Below are 17,487 nucleotides of genomic sequence, written 5' to 3' on the forward strand. Positions count from 1 at the left end.
TATATATTAAAATTTCATGTGTATAATTATTTTATACACATAAACCACATATTGTCTATACTTTTATTTTAGATATTTATACCAATAATCTAACATTAGCATCTTATTATATTCTTGAAGCTCTCACACTGATTAAGTTATTGTATAAGAACTCTTGTATATGAATTTAAAGAAATCATTCATAATTGTCCAAAACTTTATCTAAAATATAACGTTCTACGAAAAATAATGAATTTTGCCTTATACTTCATGAGGTTTTACCCTTCATAATGATTATTAAACAATAAAAAATTATACAATATACCCTTGCTTATATGGAGTATATAGTATAAAATATTATTTAATATGGTTCTGAGGGAGTAACAAACTAAGATTTTAGTAGCAAAAATCGTCATTACGGAGAAAATCCCGGTTTTGCTTTAAATTGTGAGACTCTGAAACAATGTGTATATCAATAGTATATACACATTGTTTCAGAGTCTTTTTTACTGTAAAAGAAAGTATATTTTCCCCTTAGCTGAACCTAGTAATATGAATGTCTTATCGACTTTTCAATGTTTAAGCAACATATTTAACTTTTAGGAGGATTAACATGAGTACAAAAAAAGCACTTAGAAATTTTTTATTAATTACCATAATAGCTCTAATATTTAACGGTTTCATATGGATGAACTTAGGCTCAGCAAAGGCCCTTGAATTCCTAGGAGGCTATGTGATTGAGCTTAGCCTTAGTGTGGACAACCTATTCTTATTTCTTTTAGTTTTCTCTAGTTTCGGTATTAAGAGAGAATATCAAAAAAGAGTGCTTAACTACGGAATCATAGGTGCAATAATACTAAGACTTATATTTATATTGTTAGGAGTTGCTGTAGTAAGTAAATTCCAATGGATATTGTATGTATTTGGACTTCTTTTAATCATAAGTGGCTACAAAATAGTTGCTAATAAAGAAAAAGAAGAATCTGTTGAAGATAGTAGACTAATAAAACTTCTAAAGAAATTCATACCAGTTACTGAAGAACTCCACGGAGAAAAGTTCTTTGTGAAGATAGGCAAAGTAATGCATGCAACACCATTATTTGCTATACTATTTTTAATTGAAGGTTCTGATATATTATTTGCTATTGATTCGATACCAGCTATATTTGCTATAACTACAGACCCATTTATAGTTTATACTTCAAACATTCTTGCTATATTAGGTCTTAGGAATCTTTACTTCTTACTTGAGAAGCTTCAAAGTACTTTTGAATATGTAAAGTACGGAGTAGGTTTTGTACTATTATTCACAGGCTTAAAGCTTGCCCTATCCTTCAAGATACATATTTCTATATTGACTTCAATACTAATCATAGTTGGTATATTAGGACTTAGCGTATTATTCTCTATGTTTATGAATAAGAAAAAAGCCTCTAAAAATATAGAAGCTTAGTTATCCAAAAGTACTTTATAGCCTACATTAATATTTATGAAAAATCATATTAAAACTTATCAAAATAGAACTTCTTAGATTCATCGAAAGTTTAAAACACTTATTGCTATACTTATATCTTGTAAAAAAGACATAAGTATAGCAATTTATTTATTTTATGCTGAATTTGAGCTATCGGAGCTAAATCATAATTTTATTTAGCTTTTTATAAACTGTTGAATAAACTAAAACTGCATTTATAAATAATAAAGCGCTAGTAATAAAAAATACATATCTTATTCCCCAAAAAGCTGATATTTGTCCCCCTAAAATAGATCCAAGAAACACTCCTATATACTGAGCTGACATGCTAAAGCCAAATATTCTTCCAGTAAGTTCATCTGGAGAAACCCTTTTTACCAATATATTAACTGAAGGAATAAGTCCTGCAGTCGCTAAGCCCAATACAAATCGTAAACACATAAGCTGCCAAGAACTTTTTACAAAAGCTTGAGGAATAAATATTATTCCAGCAATCAATAAAGCTCCTAATATAACCTTTTGTGGTCCTATTCTATCTGATAACTTACCAAGTCTTGGAGCTGCAACTATACTTGCCAACCCAGATGCTGAAAATGCCATTCCAGAAATAAGAGCCACATGCTTACTGCTTGAGGACAGATGAGTTACGTACACTGTTATGATAGGCTCTATAGAATATAATGCTAAAGTTATTATAAAAGAGGTTAAAAAAAGCACTCCAAGCAAAGCTGTATCTGGAACAAGTCTCCAAACTTCCTTAGCAGTTAGAACTAGTTTCTCCTCTCTATTAAAGCTCTCCCTTACAAATAATAGTGTTGTAATAAAAGCGATCATCATTAAGGTTCCTGTTATAAAGAATACATTTTTCAAACCAAGGTTTTCTTCAATAAACCCACCTATCATTGGTCCAAGTAATGAACCTCCAATGGATGCTGTAGCAAGTGACCCCAAGGCCCATCCTGCATGTTCTTTCTCTGTTTGAGTAGCTATCAAAGTTGTGCAAGCTGTAGTGTATCCAGCTATAACTCCTTGCAGCATTCTAAGTCCTATAAGCTGATACACATTTTGTACAAACCCCATACTAAATATGACAATAGCCATTCCAAAACTTGATCTAAGCAGCATTGGCTTTCTTCCAACCTTATCTGCAAAGTGCCCCCATATTGGAGAAAAAATTGCTAAGAGCATATAATTAATTCCAAAAGCAAATCCTGAGAACTGCTCAATCATTTCTGTGTTATGTACTCCAAGGTGCTTTATAAATAGAGGCAGTACTGGAGCAATCTGACTGGTTCCTATATTAGTCACAAAAACCCCAAACCAGCATACTATTAGATTTCTTTTCCACAGTTTCATAAATAAAGCCTTCTTTCTTTTGTTCGTTGATTTAACTTATGGATGCACCACTTCATACTGAGCTTTATATATTCAAATTCTCCTAAAGAAACTAGGGAAGTATTAAACATAGCTCTCAGATTGAAGTGGTGCATCTTTAACGATTCCGTCTTATATAATAACTTAAAGATAGGCTTTATTCCATGTACTATACTAAAATTCATGGACATTATTGCTATAAAAATCTAATGGACTTACCCCTTCTATTTTCTTAAACAATCTACTAAAATAGAACTCATCCCCAAATCCAAGCTCTTTTGCAACTTCTTTTATCTTTCTATCTCCATCTATAATAAGCTCTTTAGACTTGTCAATCTTTAACTTATTAAAGAAATATATTATCGAATAGCCTGTCCTTTCTTTAAAGGCTCTTGATAAATAAGTAGGTGACAAATTCACCATATCTGCCAATTGTGATAAGGTCAACTTTTTATCTATATTTTCATGCATGTACTTAATTACGCTCTCTATCTTAAGTTCAACAGAATAGTTGCGATTTTCTACCTTTTCATTTGTATATAGTTCAAAAATCAACTGCTGTAACAAAGCTTTCGAAGAAAATTCATATCCTGGCAGTTTCGCATACCATCCGCTTACCAAACGCCAAAACAAGTGGTTTATCTGATAAATATTTTCAACCTTTTTTATTGAACTAAGTGGAAGCTCTCTAGCTTCACTTTTGACAGACCAGTTATTATCACTAAAAAATACATTTGCATAACAAAAATGTACTGAAATAAAATATAGTGGGTCATTAAAATCTGATTCTATTGACTGCATTGTATGTTCAGGGATATAAAATATATCTCCTGCCTGTGCATTGTATCTTCTATTAGCAATTACTACGCTTCCCTTTCCACCAGTTGCAAGTAGCAATTCATGGTGATCAAGGGTTCTTGTAAGCTTAGCTTTATATTTCCACGGTTCATCCGCTTGCCTCATGTTACAATAATTTATATGAAAAAACAAATTATTTATATTCAAGGTTTATTAAAATCCTCCTACCTTACTTAGTTACTCAATTGTTTATACACAAAAATGTACTAACTATCCTAAGCTTAATTATAGCAAATCATACAATTTTATAATAATACATTTAATCCCATCCGACTGTGTAGTATAATACTAGGTGTAAAATATCTGTTACTAAAGCTTAATACTTATATTAATAGCTTAAGAGTTACTTCAGAAAGCTTAATTTTACTTTGTAGGTTAGTTAAAAAATTTTATTTATACTTAAAACCTATACTTGAACAAGTTTTTAGAGATATTTTATTTTATAACACATTGATAATTGGAGGATATATATATGCTTAGAACAATTGCTTGGTATACAAATTTTGCTGCCAGCCTTGTGGTAAAAGTACCTCAGATGTATAAAGTTAAGAGATTAAAAAATAAGTTAGATGAGAAAGCCTTTGAAGAGGAAATACATAAAATAACTTCAAAATGGGCAGCTTCCCATGTAAGAATGAGTGGTGCAAGGGTAAAAGTTCATGGAGAAGATAATATTCCAAAGGATGTTCCTGTAGTATTTATAAGCAATCATCAAAGTAATTTTGATATTGCGCTTTTTATGAGTTATATAAATAAACCAAAGGGATATATATCTAAGGTTGAGATAAAAAAGGTACCACTGCTTAGAACTTGGATGGAGTATATGGATTGTGTATTTATAGATAGACACAACCTAAGAAAATCCGCTCAGTCTATAGTAGAAGGAGTAAAGATATTAAAGAAGGGACACTCTCTAGTGATATTTCCTGAAGGAACTAGAAGCAAGGGAGGCCCATTAGGTGAATTTAAAGCTGGGAGCTTTAAACTTGCTACAAAGGCTAAGGTACCAATAGTTCCAGTTACAATTAGTGGTTCCTATAAGCTTATGGAGGCTAATGGCAACAAGATAAAACCTGCAGATGTAGAAGTTTTCATACATCCTGCTATAGAGACAGCCAACCTATCAAAAGAGGCTCAAGACGAATTACCATCTACTGTTAAATCAATTATTGCATCAAAGCTATAATTAAATTTTTTATGAATTAATAATGATAGCATTTTTATAATAATAAAACCATGGCTAACTTGAGATTATATAAATTATATTTCTCAGTTTGACATGGTTTTGTTCATTATATGACTTTGTTAAAAATGCCATATACTTATTTAAGCTTTCTATAAATACTTATCCACAGCTCTATCTAAGTTATAATTCTGTACGGAAAAGACAAACTTTTCACCACACTTTTTTGATGACTATAGCCTTCATGGTTGATTCCTAAAGAATAAAAAATCAGATGCTAAACCTTAAACTTCTCTATCAATTTTTCTAAAGTTTGAGCCAAAACATAAAGCTCATCAGCTTGTGCCTTTACATTCTGTATATCATTTAATTGGTTAGCTACACTTGCATTTACTTCTTCCGTTGCAGCTGCTGACTGCTCTGAAACAAAAGAAATATTTTGTATATTGGATGTAAGTATACTACTGTTAGTTACCATTTCCTCTATACTTTCATTCATTGCAGTAATTTTTTCTATTATGTTTTCTATAGAGTTATTAAGGTAGACAAAGCTTTGTTCAGTAGTTTCAACTGCATAGTTTTGGTTCTCTACATCTTTCTTAATGTTACCCATGTTTATTTCAGCTGTTTTAGTTGTTTCTATAACTCTAGTTATTATATTTCTTATATTTTCAGCAGAAGCCCCTGATTGTTCTGCAAGCAATCTCACTTCTTCGGCTACTACAGCAAAGCCTCTTCCTGATTCTCCTGCTCTAGCTGCTTCTATAGCTGCGTTCAATGCTAAAAGATTAGTTTGAGAGGATATACTCAATATTGTACTTAGTATTTGTCCAATATCCTCCGTTTCTTTTGCTAAAACACCGATGCTTTCAGAAATCTGAGATACTCCGTTTATAGTGCTTTCATTCTTTGTTTTAAGTTCTTTAAAGGCTGCCATTGTTTTTATACTGCTGGCTTCCATCTCTTTGCTTTCAATATTTATATTATTATTATATTCTTTAATTTGAGATAGACTGTTATTAAACTCCACTGTAACCTGAGATGCTCTCTCCACTTCATAGGACTGTTCTTGTCCGCCTTTAGCAATCTCATCTATAACTCTTGCTATCTCTTCACTTGAAGTAGTTACCTCTTCTGCTCTTCTAGTAAGATTTTCAGAGAAGTTTAGGACATTAATAGCAGATCCTTTAACTGACAAAACTAAGTCCTTAACACTATCGACCATATTAGAGAATCTTCTTCCAAGCTCTCCGAGTTCATCAGAAGTATGGATACTAGTAACTATGGTCAAGTCTCCCGCTTCTCCTTTTTTCATAGCCTCTTTTAGTTGATTTATTGGATTAGTTAAGCCTCTTGAAATCCACACTCCTACAAATAAAGCTGCTACTATAAATAAAATAAATACTCCTGTCAATATTAAAACCGTAGTGCGAATTTTAGAATATACTTCACTTGTCTCAATCATTCCGGTAAGCTTCCATCCAGATTTCTTATTACTAACAGAATATATGAATTTATCGCTTCCTAGAAATTTAGTTTGTTCAAGCTTACTACTTCCAGCCATAACATCTTTCATCCAAGATACTTCTGCTTTATCCTTGAAAGCATTATCAATCTTTTGATCCTTAGTATCTGCATTGGTGTTTACTCTATCAGGGTTTAAGTTCTTTTCTAGTAGATTTTTATTCTTTGTGGCTATTACTACACCAGTCTTATCCATTAGTAAGATCTCACCGGTCTTTTCTATTTGAGTATTGTTAAATAGCTCTGCAATATTCGTTATATCAATATCTATTCCCGCAACTCCTATTGCTTTACCTGATTCATCAAATATCTTCTTCGTTGCAGTCACTACCATCTTGCCTGTTGCTATATCTTTATAGGCATCCTGCCAAAGTATATCATCCTTTGAGATAGTATCCTTATACCAAGACTTAGCTGTAGGGTCATAGCCTTTAGGAAGTTCAGTCTCTGGAAATATATACATATTCTTATCTTCAGTAGCGATATATGCATTTAATATTCTTGAGTTGCTTTTAATAGTTCCATTTAGTTCTTTCTTTACTATTACTCCGTTAGGATTTACTAAAGATGATTTTGCTATTGAATTCTCAGTTATTTGAGATAAGGTTGCTTCATATCCAGTATAGGTTTCATCTATAACATTATTTACTCCAGTCAATGACTTCTCTATAGAGCTCGTATAAGATGATTTTAGATTATTATACATTATTACATTTGAAATTATACCGGTAGTGCCCATAGGTAGTAATATTATCAGTATAAAAGCAAAGATGAGTTTTTTCTTAATAGTGTTGAATTTCATTTATGTTTTCCCTCCAAAATATTATGTCTATAATATTATCGAGTAAAATTAATGAAACTAAAGAAATAAGTTACACTATATCCAATCCTAAAAACATAATGTATCTTACTTGTTACAATTGTTGAAAATTACTTAAATCAAAGTAATGAAGTTTATTTAATAAGTTATATATTTTAACTTAGACTATGTATTTAATTGTTCTATATTGTATTTTTAATAACTATACTTAACCCTTAGTAAATCTATATAACAAAGAACACACAATAGTATCAAAAGATATTGTTGTGTGTTCTAATATAAAATGCTTCTTAGATATACTCTCTTTATTATATATAATAATCTAGGGAGATGCTTATATATATGCTTCTTCTGCAGCTTCCTTTAAAATATCATAAGCCTTATCACAATCTTTCTTAGAAGCTATAAGCGGTGGTACCATACGTATTATTGAATTTCCTATTAACGTAACTAAAAGCTTTCTGTCAAAGCAGCCATGTTTAATATCCTTGCCTACGGGAGCATCAAATTCAACTCCTACAAGAAGACCTTTACCACGTACTTCCTTCACATGTGGAAGAGTTCTTAGCTTCTCCATAAAATAGTTACCTACTTCCCTAGCATTTCCTGCTAAGTCATTGTCTAAAAGCTCATTTATCTGGGCAAGAGAGGCCGCACAGCAAACTGGATTTCCTCCATAGGTTGTACCATGAGAACCTACTGTAAAGGCCTTAGCCACTTCTGAGTTTGCACAAATTGCAGCAATAGGCATTCCCCCTCCCATAGCTTTGGCCATAGAAACAATATCAGGCTTTATATTATAGTCCATATATGCCATAACACTTCCTGTTCTACACCATCCAGTCTGAACTTCATCTAAAAGCATCAGAAGTCCCTTTTCATCACAAAGGGCTCTTATTCCATCCATGAATTCCTGAGTAGCTGGTACCACTCCTCCTTCTCCTTGTACTGGTTCTATCATAATTGCTATGGTATCTTCTGTAACCAATTCCTTAAAAGATTCTAAATCGTTAAAATCAGCATAGGAAAATCCCGGCAGCATAGGTTTTAGTCCAATTTGACAAGCATTATCTGGTTGCCCTGTAGCTGTCAAAGATCCATAGGTTCTTCCATGAAAGCTATTCTTGGCTGTTATAATTTGATATTTATTTTCTCCATACTTCTCTACTCCATATTTTCTAGCCATTTTAATCATAGCTTCGTTGGCCTCAGTTCCTGTGCTTTGGTAAAATATCTTATCCATCCCTATAGTATCGCATATCTTTTTTGCCAAAAGAGCTTGAGGAATAGTATATGGATAGTTAAACGTGTGAATTACATCCTCTGCCTGCTCTTTTATGGCAGCAACAACCTTTTCATTACAGTTTCCTGCACTATTTACAGCTATTCCTCCATAAAAATCAAGATACCCCTCACCTTTTTCATTGTAAAGATACATACCTTTTGAGTATTCACAAATAAAATCATATCTCTCATAGGTATCAATCATATATTTTTGTACTAATTCTTTTACTTCCTCTGCAGTTAGGTCTGATTCTCTTAATCTCATATCAAAAATCTCCTTATTACATAAATTTCAATTTATTATTTACTTAACTAACGGATATTTGATTAATAATACTTATTAATACACTTAGTTCAGTTTTAACAATATCGTTTAAATCAAGTAGTTAGTGATTATTAGCTACTTAATTTCTATACCATGCATTAATAACACTGAATTTTAAAGAGTTAAGTTATAAATATAGCTGTCCTCTCTCTATATGCACGCATGATAAATCTCTTTAATTTCATCAAAAGTAAATTCCTTCGGATTGTTCTTTACTGATACCAAAGATACCTTCATACAGTTTTCCGCCATCCAATCTACATCCTCATGAGTTACTCCCATTTCTCCAAGGGTGACACTTAAGTTTATAGCTTCAAGAAATTTACGAACAACCTTTGAGCAATCCTTCTCATCAGTTCCACCTAAAATCTTTGATATAACGGCATATTTTGTAGGAGCATAATAGTATGACCTTTGTATTATCTCTGGCATTAGAGCTGCTAATCCCTTCCCATGCACCACATCTTTAAGTCCACTGACAGGGTGCTCTAAGGCATGAGCTCCTGCAACACCAGCTACTCCTATTACCATTCCTCCTAAGGTTGATGCAAGAGTGACCTTTTCAAAAGCCTCCAAATCCGATGGTTCATCATATACCTTTTTTAAGTTTTCTGCTAAAAGCTTCATGGCATAAATAGCCTGCATATCTGTGATTGGCTGACTAGCCTTTGATACATAACCTTCCATACTATGAGTAAGGGCATCAAAGCCTACTGCAGCTATAGTTTGCTTAGGCATAGTAACCATAAGCTGTGGATCTATGATTGAAGCCTTGGCATAGATGGCGTTAGTCCTTAAGGACTTCTTATCTCCATTTTCCGGATTGGTTAAAACCGCAAAGTTATTACCCTCACTACCTGTACCAGCAGTTGTTGGCACAAGGACAATAGGTAGTGCCTCTACACCAATTTTTCTTCCAAATATATATTCAGAAATATCTCCAGGATTTTTAGCAATAAAAGCAATGGCCTTAGCTGCATCCATTATACTCCCACCGCCAATTCCAACCACAACATCGCATCCTGCTTCCACTGCCATGTATGCTCCAGCTTGTGCTGTAGTGGTTAATGGATTTTGATCAACTTTATCAAATACAATTGCTTCAACGCCTTCCACCTTTAGAAGTTCTAGAGCCTTATCAAGTAACCCTGTCTTTTTAGTACTGCTTCTCCCAGTAACCACTAAAGCCTTTTTTCCACATCTTGAGGTTTCTTTACCTAACAAGTTAATTTTGCCAGTACCAAAAATTAAATTCACAGGTAAGAAATAATTAAAATTCATCATTTATATTCCCTTCTTCTATAACTACATTAAACTCTTAATTTCTATTTCTTATTTCCATCAAAAGTTACTAACCTTATTTCATATAAGCATTAAATCAAACTACTTTCATAATGGCCGAGCAATCACTTTGGGACATTAGCTCCGTCCCCACTGTCCCACCTATTAGGAAGCCATATTGGTGTGGGTCGTAATCATTTAGGATAAGTTGGTTTATTCCTGTGATGTATGCGCTACCTGTGATCTCTGGAATTATGGCTATTCTTCCATCTAGGTTAATTTCTTTTGTTACTCTACCGCTAAACATAGATCCGGTTATACTCTCATAAACAAACTCTTCCCCTAAGGCTATCTTGCCAGTTTCATATAGATAGGCAAGCTTAGCACTAGTTCCTGTACCACAGGGTGATCTATCCACCTGTGCTTCACCAAATATGACAACATTTTTCAGATCAGCTTTAGGATTATCTGGCTTTCCGTAAAACTCTACCAGATCAACTTTGGTGATGTCTAAGTACGGATGAGTTATTTGAACTGATTCATTAATCTTTCTTATAAGCTTCATTCCTAAATCAGTTAGAACACTTAAGTTTCTTTGTTCAATGGAAATCCCAAGCTTCTCTGAATCTACTAGTGCAAAAAAACTTCCCCCAAAAGAAATATCAACTGTAACAATTCCATATCCCTTAATTTCTACCCTTAAATCTTTTTTATACAAAAAAGCTGGAACGTTCAAAATACTTACTTCTACTGCTCTTCCCTTTTCAACTCTTACATTAGTTTTAATTATTCCTGCTGGAGTATCTAATACTACTTCCGTATAAGGTTCTTTTACTTTAACCAGCCCTGTTTCTACGGCTACAGTGGCAGTTCCTATGCTTCCATGTCCACACATATTTAAATAACCGCCGCTATCCATAAATATTACTCCTAAGTCAGCTTCCTCACAGGTTGGTTCAATAACTATAGCACCAAACATATCTTTGTGACCTCTTGGTTCAAGCATAAGAGCTTTTCTGTAGTTATCATAATTGCTCTCAAGGAATTTTTTCTTTTCCATTATGGCTTTACCCTCTAATTCAGGAAAGCCATGTAATATAATTCTTGTGGGTTCTCCCATGGTATGTGAATCAACTGCAAAAAATGTTTTTTGAGCCTTTGGTAACTTAGGTAAACTTTCCATCACAGCCTCCTGTATCTATAAGTTTATATAACTTTTCAATGTAATTTAACTTTTTAAAAAGCTATATCCAATACTACTGTTGAAATTAAGTGATTACACAGGAGCTGCTATAGCTGAAACACTTCATACTAAGATTTATATCTTTAAATTCTTCTTTCAAAACCCATAAAAGCTTTGAAGTGTGCATATTTATATGAAATTTCAACACGCTACTCCCCCAGAATAACTCTCCACTCTCAATTCTCAACTCTCAACTCTCAACTCTCAATTCTCAACTCTCAACTCTCAACTCTCAACTTTAAACTCTCCACTATACATTATGCCTATACTCATACCCCAACAGTTTCGTCTGTCCAAAATGATCAAATTCCACTACGCACTGAAGCGAATCTTTAAGTATGCCCATCTGCATCTCAATATTATTTGGCTCTCCAGCATTGGAACCTATAGGTACATGAGCTGCCGCAATACGTGGAGCACCTTGCTGCTTTGCAATAGGTGGGAGAGCCGCAATCACTATACCGGACATTCCTGCTTCTTCACAGGCTCTTGTTACTATAGTAGCTGAACGGTGACAAGTACCGCAGCCTCCAGTACACAGAACAATATCTACTCCTTGAGCCTTTAGCTTTGCTGCAATCTCTGGACCAGTTTCATTTCTAAACTTATCAACGTTTCCGCCTCCTCCCATGAAGCCGTACATCTCTTCTGCTAAGCTTCCTATAAAGCCTTCTGTAACTAACTCACGTAATCTATCTAGCGGAAACATAGCATTTACATCCTTATTAATATCCGAATTATCAAAGCCTCCATGTGTAACCATTAGTTCACTTGTTGGAGTGTCTGATGGTATTGGACGATAGCTATAGTCACCTGCTGTATTAAAAGGTTTCTGATCTTTTTTATGAATACCTCCTGCTGTAATAAATGCAACCTTACATTCACTTAATGGCTTTGATAGTGGTGTCCAAACTGGTTTTGGTGTTACTGGAACAAATATCTCCGATTTTAATCCTACTGCTGTAGTAAGTTTCATTTTACTTCCTCCTCGCTAATTGATATATCTAAAGCTTTCCTTCTTTTTTTAATTGTAAAGTAAAAAAATATTCATTTTATCGACACACCGCTTCATATTAAAATTTATAATTTCAAATTCTCCTCTTAGAAACTACAGGGGTATTGAAAATAATCTTAGAATTCAAGTGGTACATCTTCATATGGTTTGCATATAACTGAAATAGAACTCTACCATCTGACCTGCCTCAAGCTTTTTATCTGTAAATACCCATCTTAGTGGAACACATATAGTACCTAATCTCCCCTGCACATCCACCTTTACAGCAGTATCATTTATCTCTACTATCTTCCCCTTAGTTAAAACTGGATTTAGATCAATCATTTTGCTAATACCTCATCTACAATTCTTTGATTATTATCTATAACTTCTTGTTTCCACTTAGCTTCAGCTGGTTCTATCGGTATACCTGCCATCTTAGTTTTTAGCATTAGTATCGCTCTATCTGCATCTAGCTTTGTAATAGAGCTGCAACCTGCAACTTCGTTCTCAAAGCCTTCTTTATCCTTATTGATCTCAATCATTGCATCCATATATTTATTTCCTACAACTAGCTGTCCTTGATATGCACAAAAGGATACTCCAACCACTGGAATGCCTCTCATACCAATTTGTTCAATATGGTAAGTAAAATCTATATGATTGTTTCCAAACCCTTCAGTTGTAACAATAGCTCCATCTACATTCAAAGCTTCTACCAAAGTTCCTAGACGTTCTGAAACATATGCTTTTTCATCGTTAACCTGAGGACTTCCCACAAATATAACTCCAACCAAGTTTAATTCTTCATCTTCTGCCAAGGCTTCTACCAGTGGTTCACGAAAATAATGTCTTGTCATCTCTTTAGTTGCTGGTCCGATACAAGTAAGTGCATGAATAGCTCCATCACGTACTTGGTTAGGTGTCATCATCACAGGTACGTTTCCAAGATCAACATTTTTTTGTCCCCCTTGTATACCTGCTGGCTCTATTGGACAAAGGACATTATCATGCATAGCGCCCTGCCCCATTATCTCCTTTATAAGCACAACTCTTGGACGTCCTATCTTTTTTACATCCTTGCATATCTTTTCTTTTGCCACTGGTTCTGATGTGTTTTTTATTATGTTTCTAACTTCTTGGATTATCACATCTTGAGCAGAGTGAGCTGCAAAAGGTCCTCTTCTCTCCATTCCCGTTCCACGCTGAATAGTTGCATGAACACGAATTATAATATCTTCCTCATCTGCACATCCTGGCCTTCCAAAAGCCATCTTTTCATCCAAATATCCTTCTGAAGATCCAAACTCATGCACCTGAACACCATCTTCATCCACTCCAGTAAGCATAAACACAACTCCGTCCAAAGTGTGAGATATTCCTTCTCCTAGCTTACCTTGAACCTTAGTGGAAACTGGACATACATCCATTATAGTTTCAGTATAAACATGCCTATTATCTGGTTTAATGATATCCATTTTTAAGCCTTTTACTAATGGATCTGCTTTAAGAGCTTTACTTATTACATCTTCATCAATGGTCAATACTCCTTCTGAAAAAGAAGTCTCCTCTCCAAGCCTTACGTCTCTTACACTGTAATATTTTTTAACTAAAGTTCTTACCACCTTATCTTCTAAAGTAACTTCTGACTCCTTTTCACTAACAGGAATTAAAGCTTGCCCTTTAAGCATGGAAAGTGGTATATCTAGTTTTAGACCTTCCAATTTTTCTATTTCTATATGAATCAGACCTTCATCATTAAGTTTTTTAAGTCCATCTTCTTTCTTATCATCTATCTCTTTTGCTTTTACACTTCCTTCTGAATAGTTAACTCCATCAACCATATCAGAGACTATTGGAGTAAGAGCATCAACATCCACAACTAAGGTTCTTCCTAAAACCTGCTCAATAGTGAGACCGTCCTCACTTAAAGTCATAAGTCCTGATTCAACCATATCCTCAAATATTGTTGGGTCCTCTAGGTCCTCTACGCTTATCTTTAACCCTTTTTTTCTTTGGCAGCAAAAGATTGCAGGATCTTTTAAGTGTTTTTCCAAGGTTTCTTTATTAATTGACATATTTATAGCCCCCTATTTTCTTAGTATTTTATGCCTATTGCTTAATTTATTTTTGTATTTATAAATCAAATATTCTAACAAAATCATAATTTGTATTAATTCCTTAAAAGAAAGTTGTATAGATAAATCCATGAAGATTAATCTTGATAAGTCCTGGTGCTAAGTAGTGTATCTTTAGATGAATTTTAATCAAACAAACTAACTTTTTCTAAAAATATATACCACTCCAATAGAAGTTGTATTTTAAATTACCTCCCCTCATAATCTAGAGGTGATTTAAAATATCTTACTAATTGAAGTGGTACACCTTTATACCTTTAACTGCTTTTAAGTTTTCTTATAAGTCTGTGATTTACTGCTCTAAGTGCACTATCAGTACAATGATGCACTTGCAGTTCAAGCTTTGGAGCACAGGACATTACTGTGTTAGTGCAATCAGAACAGTTGCTTATTAAAATTGCTTTTGCTCCTGCTTTCTTCAATGCCATTACCTTCTGTACTTGTCCTGGACATATTCCTGGATTTTCGCATTTGTAACCTTGCTTCACTTGCTTTGCATGTTTACAATATTCAATTCCTACAACTTCTGAGCCCATAGATTCTGCCATCTCAAGCAATCTTTCTTTATCTTCTCCACAAGCACATACTAAAAGTCCAAGTTTATCAGGCCCCTTTAGGAATGTTTCAGTAACAATAATTCCCCCAGTAGTCTTTACTACTGCTGCCTCTAAAGATGTTCGCTTTCCAGTAAATGGTCCTCCCATAATTATTTCCCCGTATTCTGACTGGCATCCTCCAGCTTTATCTATAAGGCTTTTGACCTTTGTACCAATAGGAACATCTTCAAATACTTGAATCAGCTCTCCCTTTAACTTGCCTGCTACTGTAATGTCCTTATCAATTAACGGTTTCTTCTCATCAACCGCTTCATAGATCCTGTAGGCAGTTTCTGCATTTATAACTATACTATTTATTTCAAAGGGAAGCTGGTTAACCTCAAGTAGTTTTCCCTTTACTTCCCTGATAATAGCTCTCTCTTCACCCATGGGATACATATCTGAAAGAAGACTTATCTCAATAGAATGATTGGAAGTAGCTTCTTTTAAAGCTTCTACAGCTTTTGTATTTTTTTCTTTTATAGCCACCACTCCATGCTCCGCATTAGTAATCTTCATGGCTATTTGGAGTCCTCTGATTATCTTCTCTGCTTTCTTCTCAATGCTTAAAATATTGTGGCTCAAAATTGGTTCACATTCAGCGGCATTAACTATAACTGTACCACCTAGCTTAAGTGGTTTTGAAAGCTTTGCATATGTAGGAAACCCTGCTCCACCTAGACCAACAATTCCTGCTTCCTCTATTAGCTCCAGTGGATCTTCAGCTTTCAACCTTATATACTTATCATGGCTACTTTCACAGCTTTTCTCAATCTCAATATATTCAGTGGTTACTGTCGTAACTTTGCCATCAATACTGGAATAAATATTGCTTCCCAAGTTTCCTTTGGGTTTCTCCCCAATGAGTTGTCCTCGCCTTACAAACTGTCCTACCTTAACCAAAGGAAGCGAAGCTACACCTATATGTTGCTTAAGCGGAAAATTATAATACTCCATGCCATACCCCCTTTCACTAAACTCTATTCCGTATAAAGTAATTAATGTATATTATTGTATTGTTATTGCTTTTTCAATATAATAATACATATTATAGAAATAGTAAAATTACACTTTTCCATGCTAGACATTAAATTTTGTCATGAAAACAATCACATAAAAATTCAAGGAGGGGGCATTTATTGGATCTTAAAAAATATGAGCTTTTTGCTGATGTGGCTGAAACAGGTAGCTTTACAATAAGTGGAGATAAGCTGGGATATACTCAGTCTGGCGTGAGTCACATAATAAAAAGCTTAGAAACTGAATTGGGGTTTTCATTGTTTATTAGAACTAGAAAAGGAGTATCTCTTACTGACAACGGAAAGAGAATTGAACCTCTTATAAGACAGCTACTTTCAGACAATTCTCGACTAGAACAAACCATTAACGGCATAAATGGCTTAGTAACAGGCTCAATTACCATAGGAACCTATTCAAGCATTGCTATAAGCTGGCTTCCTAAGATTATCTATGAATTTCAAAAGGATTTTCCTAACATTGATATTCATATGAAAGAGGGCGGAATAGATGAAATAGAATCTTGGATTGAAAACAGCACAGTAGACTTTGGGTTCTGTAGCCAAAGAGATTCCCAAAGCTTTGATTGGGTATCCCTACAAGTTGATCCACTGATGGCCATACTGCCAAAAGACTCTCCTATACCAAGTAGTGGAGCCTATTCAATTTCAGCTTTTCAAAATCAACCTTTTATCATCTCTGCTCAGGGAATTGACTCTGACATTCATTTAGCACTGACCAAGGCAAAAGTTACACCATACATAAGGTTTTCTTCAACAGATGACTACGCTATAATATCAATGGTTGCAAACCATCTTGGTATCAGCATACTTCCTAAACTTATAATTCAAGAATGGTCAAACCAAGTTACCTCCTTACCTCTTGAACCCTATTCTTTTAGAAGTCTAGGAATAGGAATTAAGTCCTTAAAACAGGTTTCTCCCGCTTCTAAAAAGTTTATAGAATACTCAAAAAAAATTATCTCAAAAGATTCAAATACAACATCAGTATCAGAAAGGAAAGTTGGAAACTGATTTAGAGGGCCTTCAAGTGGTAACTTTAATACAAAATAACACTCTAAACTCTCGATAAATTTATCGAGAGTTTTTAACATAAATTTTATTAAATTTGCTATTTACATCAGGTGAAATTTTCTATATTATGTAAGTATAGTATCAAAACTAGTAATTATATCTAAAAAAATAAAGGGAGGTGAAACATAGGCAAGCTCTTACGTAACATTAATTGCAATTGTCAAAGTAATAAAATAGCAATATTTTATGATTATTCTTTCTAATTTTCAATAAACCTTACACACTTCTATTAATAATATTTATTTTATTTTTCAAATTTCTCAATTTAAACTTATTAATTTAACTCTATTATTATCTTTTTAA

The 17,487-nt window shown here is 33.9% G+C and carries 13 protein-coding genes; 3 read left to right on the plus strand and 10 right to left on the minus strand.

Annotation, left to right across the window (positions count from 1 at the left end; all coding sequences use genetic code 11):
* Window positions 1-592 precede the first annotated feature (592 nt).
* The gene (locus tag C1I91_RS24345; protein WP_128215234.1) at window positions 593-1,432 is read left to right on the plus strand and encodes a TerC/Alx family metal homeostasis membrane protein; all 840 of its coding nucleotides are present in this window, start codon (window positions 593-595) and stop codon (window positions 1,430-1,432) included.
* 180 nt (window positions 1,433-1,612) lie between these two features.
* Here the strand turns inward: C1I91_RS24345 and C1I91_RS24350 are convergent, their stop codons facing one another.
* Both C1I91_RS24350 and C1I91_RS24355 read right to left on the minus strand, forming a co-directional pair.
* Window positions 1,613-2,809, minus strand: coding sequence for a multidrug efflux MFS transporter (locus C1I91_RS24350; RefSeq protein WP_128215235.1), 1,197 nt, complete (start codon window positions 2,807-2,809; stop codon window positions 1,613-1,615).
* Between the two features lie 192 nt (window positions 2,810-3,001).
* Window positions 3,002-3,832, minus strand: coding sequence for an AraC family transcriptional regulator (locus C1I91_RS24355; protein ID WP_128215236.1), 831 nt, complete (start codon window positions 3,830-3,832; stop codon window positions 3,002-3,004).
* Between the two features lie 325 nt (window positions 3,833-4,157).
* Here C1I91_RS24355 and C1I91_RS24360 point away from each other — a divergent pair, with 325 nt between their 5' ends.
* Complete coding sequence (locus tag C1I91_RS24360; RefSeq protein ID WP_128215237.1) at window positions 4,158-4,871, plus strand: lysophospholipid acyltransferase family protein; 714 nt, start codon at window positions 4,158-4,160, stop codon at window positions 4,869-4,871.
* 274 nt (window positions 4,872-5,145) lie between these two features.
* On the opposite strand, the gene C1I91_RS24365 is transcribed toward C1I91_RS24360, so the two are convergent.
* From C1I91_RS24365 to prdC, 8 genes are all read right to left on the minus strand, one after another.
* Window positions 5,146-7,194 (minus strand): methyl-accepting chemotaxis protein, encoded by a 2,049-nt coding sequence (locus tag C1I91_RS24365; protein WP_128215238.1) that lies wholly within the window; start codon window positions 7,192-7,194, stop codon window positions 5,146-5,148.
* A 352-nt stretch (window positions 7,195-7,546) separates the two neighbouring features.
* Window positions 7,547-8,761: an aspartate aminotransferase family protein gene (locus C1I91_RS24370; RefSeq protein WP_128215239.1), complete on the minus strand. Its 1,215-nt coding sequence runs from the start codon at window positions 8,759-8,761 to the stop codon at window positions 7,547-7,549.
* 210 nt (window positions 8,762-8,971) lie between these two features.
* On the minus strand, window positions 8,972-10,102 hold the full coding sequence (locus C1I91_RS24375; protein ID WP_128216095.1) for an iron-containing alcohol dehydrogenase: 1,131 nt from the start codon (window positions 10,100-10,102) through the stop codon (window positions 8,972-8,974).
* Between the two features lie 97 nt (window positions 10,103-10,199).
* Entirely contained in the window at window positions 10,200-11,285 is a 1,086-nt protein-coding gene (locus C1I91_RS24380) for a proline racemase family protein (protein WP_128215240.1), read from the minus strand.
* A gap of 310 nt (window positions 11,286-11,595) precedes the next feature.
* Window positions 11,596-12,321 carry a D-proline reductase (dithiol) protein PrdB gene (gene prdB / locus C1I91_RS24385; protein WP_128215241.1) on the minus strand — a complete coding sequence of 242 codons (726 nt, stop codon included), beginning with the start codon at window positions 12,319-12,321 and terminating at the stop codon, window positions 11,596-11,598.
* A gap of 177 nt (window positions 12,322-12,498) precedes the next feature.
* On the minus strand, window positions 12,499-12,684 hold the full coding sequence (locus C1I91_RS24390) for a CBO2463/CBO2479 domain-containing protein (protein WP_128215242.1): 186 nt from the start codon (window positions 12,682-12,684) through the stop codon (window positions 12,499-12,501).
* On the minus strand, window positions 12,681-14,417 hold the full coding sequence (gene prdA, locus C1I91_RS24395; protein WP_128215243.1) for a D-proline reductase (dithiol) proprotein PrdA: 1,737 nt from the start codon (window positions 14,415-14,417) through the stop codon (window positions 12,681-12,683). Before prdA ends, C1I91_RS24390 begins: the two co-directional genes overlap by 4 nt.
* A 317-nt stretch (window positions 14,418-14,734) precedes the next feature.
* Window positions 14,735-16,030 (minus strand): proline reductase-associated electron transfer protein PrdC, encoded by a 1,296-nt coding sequence (prdC, locus tag C1I91_RS24400; protein ID WP_128215244.1) that lies wholly within the window; start codon window positions 16,028-16,030, stop codon window positions 14,735-14,737.
* Between the two features lie 182 nt (window positions 16,031-16,212).
* Between prdC and C1I91_RS24405 the strand changes: the two genes are divergently transcribed.
* On the plus strand, window positions 16,213-17,124 hold the full coding sequence (locus tag C1I91_RS24405; RefSeq protein WP_128215245.1) for a LysR family transcriptional regulator: 912 nt from the start codon (window positions 16,213-16,215) through the stop codon (window positions 17,122-17,124).
* The last annotated feature ends 363 nt before the right edge of the window (window positions 17,125-17,487 follow it).

Origin of the sequence: Clostridium manihotivorum (assembly GCF_004015185.1) — a bacterium.
Classification (GTDB): domain Bacteria; phylum Bacillota; class Clostridia; order Clostridiales; family Clostridiaceae; genus Clostridium_AR; species Clostridium_AR manihotivorum.